This is a genomic window from Streptomyces zhihengii, assembly GCF_016919245.1.
Classification (GTDB): Bacteria; Actinomycetota; Actinomycetes; order Streptomycetales; family Streptomycetaceae; genus Streptomyces; species Streptomyces zhihengii.
In genome coordinates, this window is sequence record NZ_JAFEJA010000002.1 from 949,123 (window position 1) to 963,180 (window position 14,058).

At 73.5% G+C, this 14,058-nt stretch carries 12 protein-coding genes; 4 read left to right on the forward strand and 8 right to left on the reverse strand.

Going from position 1 to position 14,058, the window contains the following annotated elements; all coding sequences use genetic code 11:
• Positions 1 to 2 precede the first annotated feature (2 nt).
• Positions 3 to 2,207 carry a methylmalonyl-CoA mutase gene (gene scpA / locus JE024_RS31905; RefSeq protein ID WP_205377369.1) on the reverse strand — a complete coding sequence of 735 codons (2,205 nt, stop codon included), beginning with the start codon at positions 2,205 to 2,207 and terminating at the stop codon, positions 3 to 5.
• The gene (locus JE024_RS31910; RefSeq protein ID WP_205377370.1) at positions 2,207 to 4,096 is read right to left on the reverse strand and encodes a methylmalonyl-CoA mutase family protein; all 1,890 of its coding nucleotides are present in this window, start codon (positions 4,094 to 4,096) and stop codon (positions 2,207 to 2,209) included. Before JE024_RS31910 ends, scpA begins: the two co-directional genes overlap by 1 nt.
• A gap of 199 nt (positions 4,097 to 4,295) precedes the next feature.
• Between JE024_RS31910 and JE024_RS31915 the strand changes: the two genes are divergently transcribed.
• The 4 genes from JE024_RS31915 (at position 4,296) to JE024_RS31930 (ending at position 8,046) form a co-directional block, all read left to right on the forward strand.
• Positions 4,296 to 4,523, forward strand: a complete 228-nt coding sequence (locus JE024_RS31915) for a hypothetical protein (protein ID WP_205377371.1) — start codon at positions 4,296 to 4,298, stop codon at positions 4,521 to 4,523.
• A gap of 151 nt (positions 4,524 to 4,674) precedes the next feature.
• Positions 4,675 to 6,537, forward strand: coding sequence for a transketolase (locus tag JE024_RS31920; protein ID WP_205377372.1), 1,863 nt, complete (start codon positions 4,675 to 4,677; stop codon positions 6,535 to 6,537).
• Positions 6,538 to 6,728: 191 nt separating this feature from the next.
• Positions 6,729 to 7,277 carry a DUF6328 family protein gene (locus JE024_RS31925; RefSeq protein ID WP_205378456.1) on the forward strand — a complete coding sequence of 183 codons (549 nt, stop codon included), beginning with the start codon at positions 6,729 to 6,731 and terminating at the stop codon, positions 7,275 to 7,277.
• Between the two features lie 136 nt (positions 7,278 to 7,413).
• The gene (locus JE024_RS31930; protein WP_205377373.1) at positions 7,414 to 8,046 is read left to right on the forward strand and encodes an LAETG motif-containing sortase-dependent surface protein; all 633 of its coding nucleotides are present in this window, start codon (positions 7,414 to 7,416) and stop codon (positions 8,044 to 8,046) included.
• 90 nt (positions 8,047 to 8,136) lie between these two features.
• Here the strand turns inward: JE024_RS31930 and JE024_RS31935 are convergent, their stop codons facing one another.
• The 6 genes from JE024_RS31935 to JE024_RS42405 all read right to left on the reverse strand — a co-directional run bounded on the left by JE024_RS31935 (position 8,137) and on the right by JE024_RS42405 (position 13,924).
• A complete protein-coding gene (locus tag JE024_RS31935) occupies positions 8,137 to 9,033 on the reverse strand; it encodes a TauD/TfdA dioxygenase family protein (RefSeq protein WP_205377374.1) in 897 nt (298 codons plus the stop codon).
• Between the two features lie 136 nt (positions 9,034 to 9,169).
• On the reverse strand, positions 9,170 to 10,504 hold the full coding sequence (locus JE024_RS31940; RefSeq protein ID WP_205377375.1) for an LLM class flavin-dependent oxidoreductase: 1,335 nt from the start codon (positions 10,502 to 10,504) through the stop codon (positions 9,170 to 9,172).
• Between the two features lie 9 nt (positions 10,505 to 10,513).
• Positions 10,514 to 11,401 (reverse strand): ABC transporter permease, encoded by an 888-nt coding sequence (locus tag JE024_RS31945; protein ID WP_205377376.1) that lies wholly within the window; start codon positions 11,399 to 11,401, stop codon positions 10,514 to 10,516.
• Positions 11,398 to 12,207 carry an ABC transporter ATP-binding protein gene (locus JE024_RS31950; RefSeq protein ID WP_205377377.1) on the reverse strand — a complete coding sequence of 270 codons (810 nt, stop codon included), beginning with the start codon at positions 12,205 to 12,207 and terminating at the stop codon, positions 11,398 to 11,400. Before JE024_RS31950 ends, JE024_RS31945 begins: the two co-directional genes overlap by 4 nt.
• Positions 12,208 to 12,209: 2 nt before the next feature.
• A complete protein-coding gene (locus tag JE024_RS31955; RefSeq protein ID WP_244883291.1) occupies positions 12,210 to 13,232 on the reverse strand; it encodes an ABC transporter substrate-binding protein in 1,023 nt (340 codons plus the stop codon).
• 548 nt (positions 13,233 to 13,780) lie between these two features.
• The gene (locus JE024_RS42405) at positions 13,781 to 13,924 is read right to left on the reverse strand and encodes a putative leader peptide (protein ID WP_372449906.1); all 144 of its coding nucleotides are present in this window, start codon (positions 13,922 to 13,924) and stop codon (positions 13,781 to 13,783) included.
• Positions 13,925 to 14,058 lie beyond the last annotated feature (134 nt).

The following is a 14,058-nucleotide window of genomic DNA, read 5'->3' on the forward strand; positions in this document are numbered from 1 at the left end:
GCCTACAGCTCGTGGCCGAGCGAGCCGGCGAGGGTGCGCACCAGGTCCCGGGCGGCGTCCGGGATCACGGTGCCCGGCGGGAAGACCGCCGCCGCGCCCGCGTCGTGCAGCGCCTGCACGTCCTGCGGGGGGATCACGCCGCCGACGACGATCATGATGTCCTCGCGGCCCTCGGCCGCCAGCTCCTCGCGGAGCGCGGGCACGAGCGTCAGGTGCCCGGCGGCCAGCGACGACACACCGACGATGTGCACGTCCGCCTCGACCGCCTGCCGGGCCACCTCGCCCGGCGTCTGGAACAGCGGGCCGACGTCCACGTCGAAGCCCAGGTCGGCGAAGGCGGTCGCGATCACCTTCTGGCCGCGGTCGTGGCCGTCCTGGCCCATCTTGGCCACCAGGATGCGGGGCCTGCGGCCCTCGGCCTCCTCGAAGGCGTCGACCAGCGCACGGGTACGGTCCACCGACGGTGACATGCCTGCCTCGTTCCGGTACACACCGGAGATCGTACGGATCTGGCCCGCGTGCCGGCCGTACACCTTCTCCAGGGCGTCGGAGATCTCCCCGACGGTCGCCTTCGCCCGCGCCGCGTCCACGGCCAGCGCGAGCAGATTGCCCTCCAGCGAGCCGCCCTTCGACGGCTCGGACCCGGCGGCCGCGGTCAGCGCGCGCAGCGCGTCCTGGCAGGCCGCCTCGTCGCGCTCGGCCCGCAGCCGGCGCAGCTTCTCCACCTGCTGGGCGCGCACCTGCGAGTTCTCGACCTTGAGCACGTCGATCTGCTCGTCGGACTCCACCCGGTACTTGTTGACGCCGATCACCGGCTGCCGGCCGGAGTCGATGCGCGCCTGGGTACGGGCGGCGGCCTCCTCGACGCGCAGCTTCGGGATGCCCGCGTCGATGGCCTTCGCCATGCCGCCGGCGGCCTCGACCTCCTCGATGTGCTGCCAGGCGCGGCGGGCGAGGTCGTGCGTCAGGCGCTCCACGTAGGCGCTGCCGCCCCACGGGTCGATGACCCGGTTGGTGCCCGACTCCTGCTGGAGCAGGAGCTGGGTGTTGCGGGCGATGCGCGCCGAGAAGTCCGTCGGCAGGGCGAGTGCCTCGTCGAGCGCGTTGGTGTGCAGCGACTGGGTGTGTCCCTGGGTCGCCGCCATCGCCTCGATGCAGGTGCGGGTGACGTTGTTGAAGACGTCCTGCGCCGTCAGCGACCAGCCGGATGTCTGCGAATGGGTGCGCAGCGACAGCGACTTGGGGTTCTTCGGGTCGAAGGTCCGCACCAGCTTCGCCCACAGCAGCCGCGCGGCGCGGAGCTTGGCGACCTCCATGAAGAAGTTCATGCCGATCGCCCAGAAGAACGACAGCCGCGGCGCGAAGGCGTCCACGTCCAGGCCCGCCCCGATACCGGCCCGCAGGTACTCCATGCCGTCGGCCAGCGTGTACGCGAGCTCCAGGTCGGCCGTCGCGCCGGCCTCCTGGATGTGGTAGCCGGAGATCGAGATGGAGTTGTACCGCGGCATCTTCTGCGAGGTGAACGCGAAGATGTCCGAGATGATCCGCATCGAGGGGCCGGGCGGATAGATGTAGGTGTTGCGGACCATGAACTCCTTGAGGATGTCGTTCTGGATGGTCCCGGCCAGCTTCTCGGGCGGTACGCCCTGCTCCTCGGCGGCGACGATGTACAGCGCCAGCACGGGCAGCACCGCGCCGTTCATCGTCATCGACACGCTCATGCGGTCCAGCGGGATGCCGTCGAACAGCTGCCGCATGTCGTAGATCGAGTCGATCGCCACACCCGCCATGCCGACGTCGCCGGTCACCCGGGGGTGGTCGCTGTCGTAGCCGCGGTGGGTCGGCAGGTCGAAGGCGACCGACAGGCCCTTCTGCCCGGCCGCGAGGTTGCGCCGGTAGAAGGCGTTCGACTCCTCGGCCGTGGAGAACCCGGCGTACTGACGGATCGTCCAGGGCTGGTTGACGTACATCGTCGGGTACGGGCCGCGCAGGAACGGCGCCATGCCGGGGAAGGTGCCGAGGAAGTCGAGCCCTTCCGCGTCCCGCCCGGTGTACAGCGGCTTGACCGGGATGCCCTCGGGGGTCTCCCAGATCAGCGCCTCCGCGTCCTTGCCGGTGGACGCCTCGACGGCCGCGCGCCACTCGTCCTCGGTCGCCGGGCCGGAAGCCGTGCCCAGCTCGATCCCCGTGAAGTCAGGGATGCCCATCACGCCACTCCGATCCGGTCGAGGACGGAGCCCAGGACGGCGACCGCGTCACCGCCCGCGACGACGAACTCGTCGACCCCGGCCTTCTCGTAGGTCTCACGCAGGTCCCCGGGCCGTCCGGCGAGGAACACCCGCTCCGCGCCCGCCGCCTTCAGCGCCTCGGCCACGGGGGCGGCCTGCTCGGCGTAGAGCGCGTCGCTGGAGCAGACGCAGGCCACCCGCGCCCCGCTCGCCGCGAAGGCGGCGGCGGCCGACGCGGCGTCCACCGTCACCGGGTCGTGCACCGGCTCGATGCCGCCGGCCTGGAAGAGGTTGGCCGCGAAACCGGCCCGCGCGGTGTGCGCCGCGGCCGGGCCGAGCGCGGCGACGAACACCTTCGGCCGGGCTCCGGTGGCCGCGAGATGGGCGTCGGAACGACTGCGCAGCGCCTCGAACGCCTCGTCCCTGCGCACCACGGGCAGACCGCCGCCGGGGCGTGCGGGCGCCGTGTCGCGCACCACGGGTGCCTCGGCCAGCAGCGGGAACTCGCTGACGCCGGTGACCGGTTCGCGGCGGGTCGCCAGCTTCCGGCTCCGGGCCTGCCAGGTGGCGCCGATCCGGTCCGCCACCAGCCCGTCGCGCAGCGCCGCGGCCTGGCCGCCCGCGCCCTCGATCTCCTGGAACCAGGCCCAGGCCGCCTGCGCCAGCTCCTCGGTCAGCCGCTCCACGTACCAGGAGCCGCCCGCCGGGTCGACGACCCGGCCGAGGTGGGACTCCTCCATGAGGATGGTCGACGTGTTGCGGGCGATGCGCCGGGCGAACGCGTCGGGCAGCCCGAGCGCGTGGTCGAACGGCAGCACGGTGACCGAGTCGGCGCCGCCCACTCCGGCCGCCATCGAGGCGACCGTGGTGCGCAGCATGTTCACCCACGGGTCGCGGCGGGTCATCATCACGGACGAGGTCACGGCGTGCTGCACCTGTGCGGCGGCACCGCCGGTGACCCCGCTGACCTCGGCGACCCGGGACCACAGCCGGCGCGCGGCGCGCAGCTTCGCGATCGTCAGGAACTGGTCGGCGCTGGCCGCGTAGCGGAATTCGAGCTGACCGGCCGCCACGTCGGCGTCCAGCCCGGCCGCGGTGAGCTCACGCAGCCAGGCCACCCCGGTCGCCAGCGAGCAGCCCAGCTCCTGGGCCGCGCTGCCGCCCGCCTCGTGGTAGGGCAGCGCGTCCACGACGACGGCCCGCAGGCCCGGGTACTCACGGGCGCAGCGCGCCGCGAGCGCGGCGGCCGCGGCCGTCCCCGGGGCGACGAAGCCGTGGTCGCCGGTGCGCGCCGCGTGCCCGTACGGGTCGGCGCCCAGGTTGCCGAGCGCCGCCGCAGGGGCGACGCCCCGCTCCGCGTGGAGGGCGAACAGGGCCTCGGCGGCCGCCTCGAACCCGGCGCCCGCGTCCAGCACCACCGGCGCGAGGTCCAGCAGCACCCCTTCGAGGGCCGTACCGAGGCCGCCGGCGGGCACGCCGCCGTCGCCGACGGTCAGCCAGAGGGAGGTGACGCCGTTCTCCAGGTCGCCGAGGACCGCCTCGTTCGTCCGTACCGGATCGGGCCGGTCGTGGCGCTGGCGCACGTCCCAGCCGGACACGGCGCCGCCCTCCGGGCGGCCGCCGCGGGTGAACGGAGCGAAGCCGGGCAGCCCGGCGCCGTCTGCGGAGTCCGCGCCGTCGGCCGTGTAGAGAGGACGGGTGGTGATCCCGTCCTCCAGAGCCGTGGACAGCGCTTCCTCCGCCGCCGAACCCTGGGCGTCCTTGCCTGCCTTGCGCAGCACACCCTCGACGAGGCGCTGCCACTCTTCGCGGGTCGCACCAGGGAATTCGGCGGCCAGTGTGAACCCGTCATCGGGGAGGACCGTCATGGCCACGATGCTAGACAGCGCCGGGGCCGCCACGTAGCCCCTATCTTCTGTGACCTTGCACTCTCCGGTCCGCACTTGATCGCTCGCACTGTGTGCACTACCCGGGACATGACCGCACCGCGGCCGGGTACCCGCAACAGCGAAACAGCAGCACACAGCACGGACAGCGCACAGAACCGAACCGAGAGAGGTGGTCCGCGTGGGTATCGGCGGATGCATCATCCTGATCGCCGCGGGGGCGATCCTGACCTTCGGCACCGACTGGGAAGTCGAGGGTGCCAACCTCGACGTGGTGGGGTTGATCCTGATGGCAGTGGGGCTGATAGGGGTCGCCACGTTCACCAGCATCGCCAAGCGCCGCCGTGTCGTCGTCCCGCCGGCCACACCCGTCATCGACGAGCGGGCCACGCGCCGCCCCTACGAGTGAGCGGCGGGCCCGACGGGACGCACGGAGCGAGGCCCCGCCACAGCGCGTGACCGCCTCGCCGGCCGCCCCCCGGCGTTTGACGGCCGGGCGGCCGGGCACTCGCACACCGCCGGGCGCGCCCCGTCCTGCTCCCCGTCCCCAAGGAGCTGACATGCGAGTCTCCACGGCTCAAGACGAACAACTGGCAGAACTCGGGCAGCAGTTGCGGGTCGACGCGATCCGCGCCGCCGACGCCGCCGGGTCGGGGCACCCCACCTCGTCCATGTCCGCGGCCGACATCGCGGCCGTCCTGCTCGCCCGCCATCTGCACTACGACTTCGACCGGCCCGAGCACCCCGGCAACGACCGGTTCGTGCTGTCCAAGGGCCATGCGTCACCGCTCCTCTACGCCCTCTACCGGGCCGCGGGCGCGATCGACACCGCCGAACTGCTCACCTTCCGCTCCCGCGACAGCCGGCTGGAGGGCCATCCCACGCCCCGGCTGCCGTGGGTGGACGTCGCCACCGGCTCCCTGGGCCAGGGGCTGCCGGTCGGTGTGGGCATGGCCCTGGCCGGCAAGCACCTGGACAAGGTCCCGTACCGGGTCTGGGTGCTCTCCGGCGACAGCGAGATGGCCGAGGGGTCCGTCTGGGAGGCGGTCGAGCACGCGGCCCACGAGCGGCTCGACAATCTGACGCTGATCATCGACGTCAACCGCCTCGGCCAGCGCGGGCCCACCCGGCACGGCCGGGACCTGGAGGCCTACGCCCGGCGGCTGGAGGCCTTCGGCTGGCACACGCTGCGCATCGACGGCCACGACACGGCGGCGATCGACGCCGCCCTCACCGACGCCGCCGCCACCACCGGCCGGCCCACCGCCGTGATCGCCGGCACCGACAAGGGCCACGGCGTCGCCGCGGTGGAGGACAAGGAGGGCAAGCACGGCAAGCCGCTGCCCGACGCGGAGGAGGCGATCCGGGAGCTCGGCGGCGTCCGCGACGCAACGGTCGAGGCCGCACCGCCGCACGAGGCGCCCCGCCGCACCGGCCGGGCGGGCGGCGGCCTGGAGCTGCCCGTGTACGCCGAGGGCGACGAGGTCGCCACCCGTGACGCCTACGGCGAGGCGCTGGCGGCGCTCGGCACCGCACGGGACGACGTCGTCGTGCTCGACGCGGAGGTCGGCGACTCCACCCGCGCCGACCGCTTCGAGAAGGAGCACCCCGAGCGGTACTTCCAGTGCTACATCGCCGAGCAGCAGCTCGTCGCCGCGGCCGTCGGCATGGCCGCCCGCGGCTGGAACCCTTACGCGTGCACCTTCGCCGCGTTCCTCACCCGGGCCCACGACTTCGTGCGGATGGCCGCCGTCAGCCGGGTCTCCCTCAGGCTGGCCGGCTCCCACGCGGGCGTCTCCATCGGGGAGGACGGCCCCTCGCAGATGGGCCTGGAGGACCTCGCGATGTTCCGCTCGGTGCCCGGCAGCACGGTGCTCTACCCGTGCGACGCGCAGGCGACCGCCCGGCTCGTCGCGGCGTCGGCCGACGTGCCGGGCATCGTCTACCTGCGCACCACCCGCTCCGGCACGCCCGTGATCTACGGGCCCGGCGAGGAGTTCCCCGTCGGCGGCGCCAAGGTGCTGCGCTCCTCGACCCGGGACCGGGCGTGCGTCGTCGCCGCCGGGATCACCGTCCACGAGTCCCTGGAGGCGGCGCGGATCCTGGAGCGCGAGGGCATCTCCGTCCGGGTCGTCGACGCCTACTCCGTCAAGCCCGTGGACACCGCCATGCTCCAGCAGGCCGCCGACGAGACGGGCTGCCTGATCACCGTCGAGGACCACCGCCTGGAGGGCGGTCTCGGCGACGCCGTCGCCGAGGCCTTCGCCGACGGCCGCCCCGTGCCCCGGCTGGTGCGCCTCGGCGTGCGCGGCGTCCCCGGGTCCGCGACCGGCGCCGAGCAGCTCCACGCCGCGGGCATCGACGCCGAGTCCGTCGCCGCCGCCGTGCGGCTGCTCGTCGCGGAGGCGATGGTGAGTCCATGACGCCGCCGCGCACCGCCCGCGGGGACGCGGGCGGTGCGTCGCGGCGGGACGGCTGAGAGGGAGCGGTCATGAGGGACGACGACCACGACCACCCACGGGGCGCGCCGGACGGCCGGGACGGGAACGCGGGCGCGTCGCACGGCCGCGGCGGGAACCCCGGCGTGTCGCACGGCCGGGACGGGCGCGCCGGGGTGCCGGACGGCCGCGGCGGGAGCACGAGCGTGTCGCACGGCCGGGACGAGACCGAGGAGGAGCGGGCGGACCGGAAATGGCGCGATCTGCTCCAGGAGCTCCGGGTCGCGCAGACCGGCGTCCAGATCCTCTTCGGCTTCCTGCTGACCGTGGCCTTCCAGCCGCGCTTCACCGATCTGTCCGGCACCGACCAGGCGATCTACACCGTCACGGTGATGCTCGGCGCCGCCGCCACCGGCGCGCTCGTGGGGCCCGTGGCCCTGCACCGGATGGTCGCCGGCAGGAGGCTCAAACCGCAGACGGTGGACTGGGCGTCCCGGCTGACCCTGCTCGGTCTCGCCCTGCTGGTGTGCACCATGGCGAGCGCCCTGCTCCTCATCCTGCGGCTCGTGGTGACGGACACCGACGCCGTCTGGCTGGTGGCCCTGATGGTCGCCTGGTTCGTCCTGTGGTGGTTCGCCCTGCCCGTCTGGCTCCGTATGCGGGACCGGGACATGCGGGACCGGGACATGCGGGACCGGGACATGGGGGACCGGGACCGCTCCTGACGGGACCGGGCCGCGCATGACGTGAATACGCCCCCCGCCCGGCGGGAATTCCGGGGTGGCCGCACGCCGTTCGGGCACCGACGGTAGGGTTCGCGGACCGCCAGCAGTGGTGGCGTGTCTTCGTGGAGGAACCCAAGTGACCAACAACAAGAGAACGCTGCGGCGTTCGGCGGCCATGGTGGTCGCCGCCGCGGCCGGCGTGATCGGCCTCGGCATAGCCGCCGGCCCGGCCGTCGCCCACACCCCGACGTGGTCGGTGACGTGCGACGCGGTGGACATCAAGCTCACCAACTACGGCCGCAACACCCAGAACACCGTGACCGTCACCGTCGACGGCAAGGACCTGCTGCCGACCGAGACGTTCGAGAACGACTTCGCCAAGAAGCTCGCGCTCCCCGAGCACGACAAGGAGGTCGCGGTCCGCCTCGTCGTCAAGGCGCAGGACGGCGACCAGTACTCGCGCGACGAGACCAAGACCGCCCCCGTGTGCGAGGAGGAGGAGCCCCCCACGCCGACTCCTTCCGCCCCGAGCCCCACCCCGAGCACGGCGTCCCCGACGCCGACGCCCACGCCGAGCGACACCCCCAGTGACACCCCGAGCTCGCCCGCCGCCACGCCGTCGCCGGCGCCGAGCAGCGAGGGCCCGGACCTGGCCGAGACCGGCTCCTCCAGCTCCACCCCGCTGATCGCGGGCGCGGCCGCCGTCGTCATCGTCGCCGGCGGTGGCATCGTGTGGGCCTCGCGCAAGCGCCGCGGCGCCCAGAGCTGACCCACGCGTCACCCGGCCGGGCGGCCCCGCCGCCCCGGCAGGCAGAAGCGGCCGGACCCTTCGGGGTCCGGCCGCTTCGTCGTCCGCGGATCAGGCGGCGGCGGGCGTGTAGTGCGGCGCCTCGTCGCCCTCGATCACCGTGCTGGTCCGCCCGTCCGTGCCGACCGGGACGTCACCGGCGACCGTCACCCGGTGCAGCAGGCGCGGCAGGTCGCCGTAGTCGTCGGGCGCGTAGTGCTGGGTGATGCGGTTGTCGAACAGCACCAGGTCGCCCGGCGCCCACGTCCAGCGCACCACGTTCTCCGGGCGGGTCACGTACGACTGGAGGATGCGCAGGATGTCCCGCGACTCCGACGCCGACAGGCCGACCAGCGACTGGGCGAACCCGCCGATGAACAGGCCCCGTTCCCCCGACTCCGGATGCACCCGCACCACCGGGTGCTCGGTGCGGTAGCGGGTGGACACGAAGCGCCGCCGGTGCTCGGCCGCCTTCTCGCTGCGCGGTTCCGCGTAGTCGTAGGCGTTGGTGTGCACCGCCCGCAGCCGGTCGGCGAACGCGCGCAGCGGCTCCGGCAGGTCCTGGTAGGCCGCCGCCGAGTTGGCGATCAGCGTGTTGCCGCCGTACGGGGGGACGACCAGGCTGCGCAGCGTCGTCGCCTTCGGCGGGGTGCGCACGAAGGTGACGTCCGTGTGCCAGTGGTTGGAGCGGACGCCCTCGTCGCCGTCGACCGGCAGGATCTGCGGCTGCCCCTCGACCGAGGGGACCGTCGGATGGGCGCCCGTCAGCGGGCCGAACAGCGACGCGAAGCGGAGCTGGGCCGCGTCGTCGAGCCGCTGCCCCCGGAAGAACAGCGCCTTGTGCTCGACGAGCGCCGCGTTGATCTCGGAGACGATGCCGGGGTCGAGTTCCTGCGAGATGTCGACGCCGAGGATCTCCGCGCCGATGCGGCCGCCGACGCGGCGTATGTCGAAACCGGTGGTGGTCATGGGGTGCTGCCTCTCTGTACGGGTGGGCCCGTACGGGTCCGGGCTCTCGTGGCGCGTGGCCTGTACGGGTGGGGGCTCTCGTGGCGAGTGGGGGACCGGGCGTCCCGGGGACGCCCGGGACGGTGGGCCGGCCGGGTCAGGCGGCCGGCGCGGAACGGCCGGCGGGCCGCTCCAGGCCGTAGTGGTCGCGCAGGGTGCGCCCCACGTACTCGGTGCGGAACAGCCCCCGGCGCTGGAGCAGGGGCACGACGTGGTCGACGAAGTCCTCCAGACCGCCCGGCAGATGCGGCGGCATGATGTTGAAGCCGTCCGCGGCGCCGGAGGTGAACCACTCCTCCAGCTGGTCCGCGATCTGCTCCGGCGTCCCGGCGAAGACCCGGTGCCCCCGGCCGCCGCCGAGACGGGCGATCAGCTCCCGGATCGTGAGCCGCTCCCGCCGCGCGAGGTCGGCGACGAGCGTGAACCGCGACTTGTTGCCGTTGATGGCGCTCTCGCCCGGCAGTTCGGGCAGCGGGCCGTCCAGCGGCAGGCCGGTGAGGTCGGTGCCGAGCATCCCCGACAACTGCTGGAGCCCGTACTCCGGCACCTGGAGGGCGGTGAGCTCGGCCTCCAGGGCACGGGCCTCCGCCTCCGTCGCACCGATCACGGGGCAGATCCCGGGGAGGATCCTCACCTCGTCGGGCCGCCGGCCGTGGCGGGCGAGCCGGGACTTGAGGTCCTTGTAGAAGGTCTGCCCGTCGGCCAGCGTCTGCTGGGCGGTGAACACGGCCTCCGCGTAGCGGGCCGCGAACTCCCTGCCGTCCTCCGACGACCCTGCCTGCACCAGCAGCGGGTGCCCCTGCGGCGGGCGCTGCACGTTCAGCGGCCCGTCCACCCGGAAGTGGGCGCCCCGGTGGCCGACGGGCGCGACCGCGCCCTCCTCCGTGTACACGCCGCGGGCCCGGTCGACGACGGGCGCGCCGTCGGTCCAGCTGTCCCACAGCAGCCGCGCCACGTCGACGAACTCGGCCGCCCGCTCGTAGCGCAGCGCGTGGTCCGGGTGCTCGTCGAGCCCGAAGTTGCGGGCCTCGGCGACATTGCCCGAGGTCACGATGTTCCAGCCGGCCCGGCCGCCGCTGAGGTGGTCGAGCGAGGCGAACTTGCGGGCCACATGGTAGGGCTCGTTGAAGGTGGTGGACACGGTGGCGATCAGACCGATGTGCTCGGTCGCCACCGCGAGGGCCGACAGCAGTGTCAGGGGCTCGAAGCCGCCGACCGCGTTGTGGCGGGCGTTGCTCCACAGGGTGAGCCCGTCGGCGAGGAACAGCGAGTCCAGCCGCCCCCGTTCGGCCGTCCGGGCCAGCTCCTGGAAGTACGTCAGGTCGGTGACCCGTTCCGGCTGGGTGCGCGGATGGCGCCAGGCTGCGTCGTGATGGCCGGCGTTCATCAGGAAGGCGTTGAGATGGAACTGTCGCGGCGGATGCGCGGGCATGGCGGGTCCTCAGATTCCGGTAGGGGTGCGCCACGACGTGAAACGCCGTTCCAGGGCGACCAGGAGCTGGTTGAACGTGACCCCGATCGCGGAGATCGTGATGATCCCCGCGTACATCTCGGGGATGGCGAAGTTGAACTGCGAGGCGTTGACCAGGTAGCCGAGTCCGGCCTTGGCGCCGACCATCTCGGCGGCGACGAGCACCAGGATCGCCACCGCGCCCGCCAGCCGGATGCCGGTGAACACCGACGGCACGGACGCCGGCAGGATCACCTTCTGGAAGATCCGGTGCGCCGGCAGGTCCATCGACCGGGCCAGCCGCAGCAGGGTCGGATCCACGCTGCGCACGGCGCTGATCGTGTTCAGCAGCACCGGCCAGGTGCACGCGTAGAGCACGATCGACACCTTCGACGTCTCGCCGATCCCCAGCAGCAGCACGAAGACGGGCAGCAGGGCGAGGGCGGCCGTGTTGCGGAACACCTCCAGCAGCGGGCCGAGCAGGTCGGCGACCCGGCGGTACCAGCCGATCAGCAGGCCCAGCGGCACGGCCACGGCCACCGCGAGGCCGAAGCCGGCCAGCGAGCGGCCGAGGCTCGCCCAGGTGTGCTCGGCCAGCGAGCCGTCCCGCGCCAGCCCCCACCAGGCCGAGGCGACGTCGGAGAACGGCGGCAGGAAGGTGGCGTCCACCAGGCCGAGCCGGGGCGCGGTCTCCCAGAGCCCCAGCAGGGCCAGCACGGCCACGCTGCGGGTGGCGGCCGTGGCCAGGGCCCGGCCGGCCCGGCGCGGCAGGGACGGCGCCCCGGAACCGGCCGCCGGGGACGGGGGAGCGGGTGGCGCGGGCGCGGCGGGCGGTGCCTGCTCGCGGCCGGGGGTCTTCTCGGTGACGGTGCTGGTCATGCCGCCGGCCTCTCCCTCTCCTGCTGCTGGGCGCGGGTGACCTCGTCGCGCAACAGGCTCCAGATCCGGTGGCGGTGATGCGCGAACTCGGGCCGTGAGCGCGGGTCCTCGTCCGGCGACGCCTCGCCGAGGTCGATCGGCACCACCTCCTTGATGCGGCCGGGCCGCGAGGTGAGCACCGCGACGCGCTGCCCGAGGCGCACCGCCTCGTCGATGCCGTGAGTGATGAACACGACGGTCTTGCCGGTGCGCCGCCAGATCCGCAGCAGCTCGTCCTGGAGCGACTCCCTGGTCTGGGCGTCGAGCGCGGCGAACGGCTCGTCCATCAGCAGGACGTCGGGGTCGTAGGCGAGGCTGCGGGCGATGGCGACGCGCTGGCGCATACCGCCGGACAGCTCGTGCGGATGCCGGTCCTCGAAGCCGGTGAGCCCCACCAGGGCCAGGTGGTCCCGTGCCCGGCCGGCCCGTTCCCGGCGCGGCACGCCGGTGGCCTCCAGGCCGAACTCCACATTGCCCTGCGCGGTGCGCCACGGCAGCAGCGCGTACTGCTGGAAGACGATGCCCCGGTCGAGACCCGGGCCGCGCACCGGCCTGCCGTCGAGCAGGATCTCGCCCGTCGTCGGCCGCGAGAGCCCGCCCAGCAGGTCGAGCAGGGTCGACTTGCCGCATCCGCTGGGGCCCACCACGACGGTGAACTCCCCGGCGGGGATGTCGAGGTCGATGCCGTCGAGCGCCACCGTGCCCGGCCCCCGGCCCCGGCCCGGGAACGTCTTGCCGACGCCCCGGAAACTGATCTTCGCGGTCATGGTCAGCCCTTCCTCGCGGCGCCGGCGCCGCCGTTGAACTCGTTGGTCCAGAGCTTCTTCAGGTCCACCGAGCCCCGCTCGATGTCGCCCCGCTCGGTGAGCCAGTCCGACCACACGGACAGCTCCCGTTCGTCGATCCGGCCGCCGGGAGCCGACACCCCGTAGGACCGCCAGTAGCGGAGCGCGTCCGTGCTCTCGTTGCGCTTCCGCCGGCGCACGACCTCGGTCATCCGCGCCACCACCTCGTCGCGCGGTGTGGCCCGCGACCAGTCCAGCGCCCGCCCCACCCCGGTGACGAAGGTGCGCACCGTCTCCGGGTTCTGCCGGATGAACCGCTCGGTGAGCACATACGTCCCGGCGCTGAAGGCGCCGCGCAGGTCGAAGTCGCTGAACAGCTTGCGGACGCCGCCGGTCTCCAGCGCCTTGTCGCGCAGGATGCCGCCGAGCACGGCCACGTCGATCTGCCCCCGGCGCAGCGTCTGTTCGGTGTTCACCGGCGGCACGACGATGCGTTCCACCTTCTGCGCCTCGGCGCGGCTCAGCCCGTGCTCGCGGAGGTAGATGTCGAGCATCGCCTCGCTGTGGGCGCCGAGGGTGTTCATCCCGACCTTGCGGCCGATCAGATCGCGCGGGGTGCGCACGGGGCTGTCCTCGGTGACGTAGTAGCCGCTGTACGCGGCCTCGTCGGAGCCGTAGTAGCTGATGACGGCTCTGACGGGCGCGTCGCGGGAGGCGAGTTTGACGATGGCGCCGTTGAACGCGCCGCCGAAGTCGATCTGGCCCGAGGCCGCGGACTGGATGTCCTGCGGCCCGCTGATGGTGTTGCCGACCCAGTCGAGCTTCACGTCCTCCAGGTAGCCGAGCTCGGCGGCGAGTTCGGCCGGGGTGACCTGCCCGGCCCAGCCCTGGTAGCGCAGCTTCCCGGTGTTCCGCACCCCGCTGCCGCTCGCCGTGCCGCAGCCGGCGGCCGCGAGCGCGGACAGTCCGGTGAACGCGAGAAATGTGCGTCGTGATGTGGTGTGCACGTGGAATTCCTTTATTCGCTGCGCGGAGGGCAGGGGCGGAAAAGGCGTCGGAAATCGGCGGACGGAAAAGGGGGAATGCGCGCCCGGCGGTCCCGGCGCGGGACGCCGCGCCCGCCGCGCGGACACGGACGGTGCGGACGGCGGCCCGGCGCGGGGTGCGCCGCGAGGGACACGGGCGGGCGGCGGTCGAGGGAAGCCCGCCGGGCCGGCGGACACCGGCCGCGGGACGTCCCGCCGTCCGGCCGGCGGGACGGACCCGCCCTCGGCCCGCGTGCACCGCCCGCCCCGTGGACGGGGGGACCGTGGCGCCGCCTCGGGCTTCCGGCCGCGAGCCGTGAACAGTCGTGTGGCCAGGCCCGATACGGCCGGGAGCGCCGAACCGGGGCGGTGTGCGCGGAGGAGGGAGCGCCGGGGGCGGCGGCCGCGGTGACCCGGGAGCGGGCCGCCCGTACGAGCCGGGCCGCAAACGCGGAGCCGGGGGCGACGGAGGGAGTGCGTGGCCGTCGCCCGGCGGGCGTGTCCCGGCGGCTCAGCCGCTCAGGGGCGGCTCAGCGGCCGGCGGCACACAGCGCGCTGGCGAGGCGTCGCAGATCGACGTGCAGACGCGAAACGAGAATCTCGGCTTGACTCACGCTCAAGAGACTGGCAGCGAATTCCCGGTGCGTCAATATCGCAGGTAAAACGTCTCGCATCGTGAATTGTTGCAGATTTCTTGCGCCACCTTTCACTGCGTCAGCAGACGGAACCGGGGCCCCTCACCGGCGTGGTGACCGGGCCCCCGCGGCCCGGTCCGCGCAAGATGCCAGGACGTCCATGGTCCCGACAG

Coding starts and splice junctions, on each gene's coding strand:
- scpA (WP_205377369.1), bottom strand. CDS start 2,207: ATGGGCATCCCTGACTTCACGGGGATCGAGCTGGGCACGGCTTCCGGC.
- JE024_RS42405 (WP_372449906.1), bottom strand. CDS start 13,924: ATGCGAGACGTTTTACCTGCGATATTGACGCACCGGGAATTCGCTGCC.
- JE024_RS31935 (WP_205377374.1), bottom strand. CDS start 9,033: ATGACCACCACCGGTTTCGACATACGCCGCGTCGGCGGCCGCATCGGC.
- JE024_RS31945 (WP_205377376.1), bottom strand. CDS start 11,401: ATGACCAGCACCGTCACCGAGAAGACCCCCGGCCGCGAGCAGGCACCG.
- JE024_RS31910 (WP_205377370.1), bottom strand. CDS start 4,096: ATGACGGTCCTCCCCGATGACGGGTTCACACTGGCCGCCGAATTCCCT.
- JE024_RS31940 (WP_205377375.1), bottom strand. CDS start 10,504: ATGCCCGCGCATCCGCCGCGACAGTTCCATCTCAACGCCTTCCTGATG.
- JE024_RS31950 (WP_205377377.1), bottom strand. CDS start 12,207: ATGACCGCGAAGATCAGTTTCCGGGGCGTCGGCAAGACGTTCCCGGGC.
- JE024_RS31920 (WP_205377372.1), top strand. CDS start 4,675: ATGCGAGTCTCCACGGCTCAAGACGAACAACTGGCAGAACTCGGGCAG.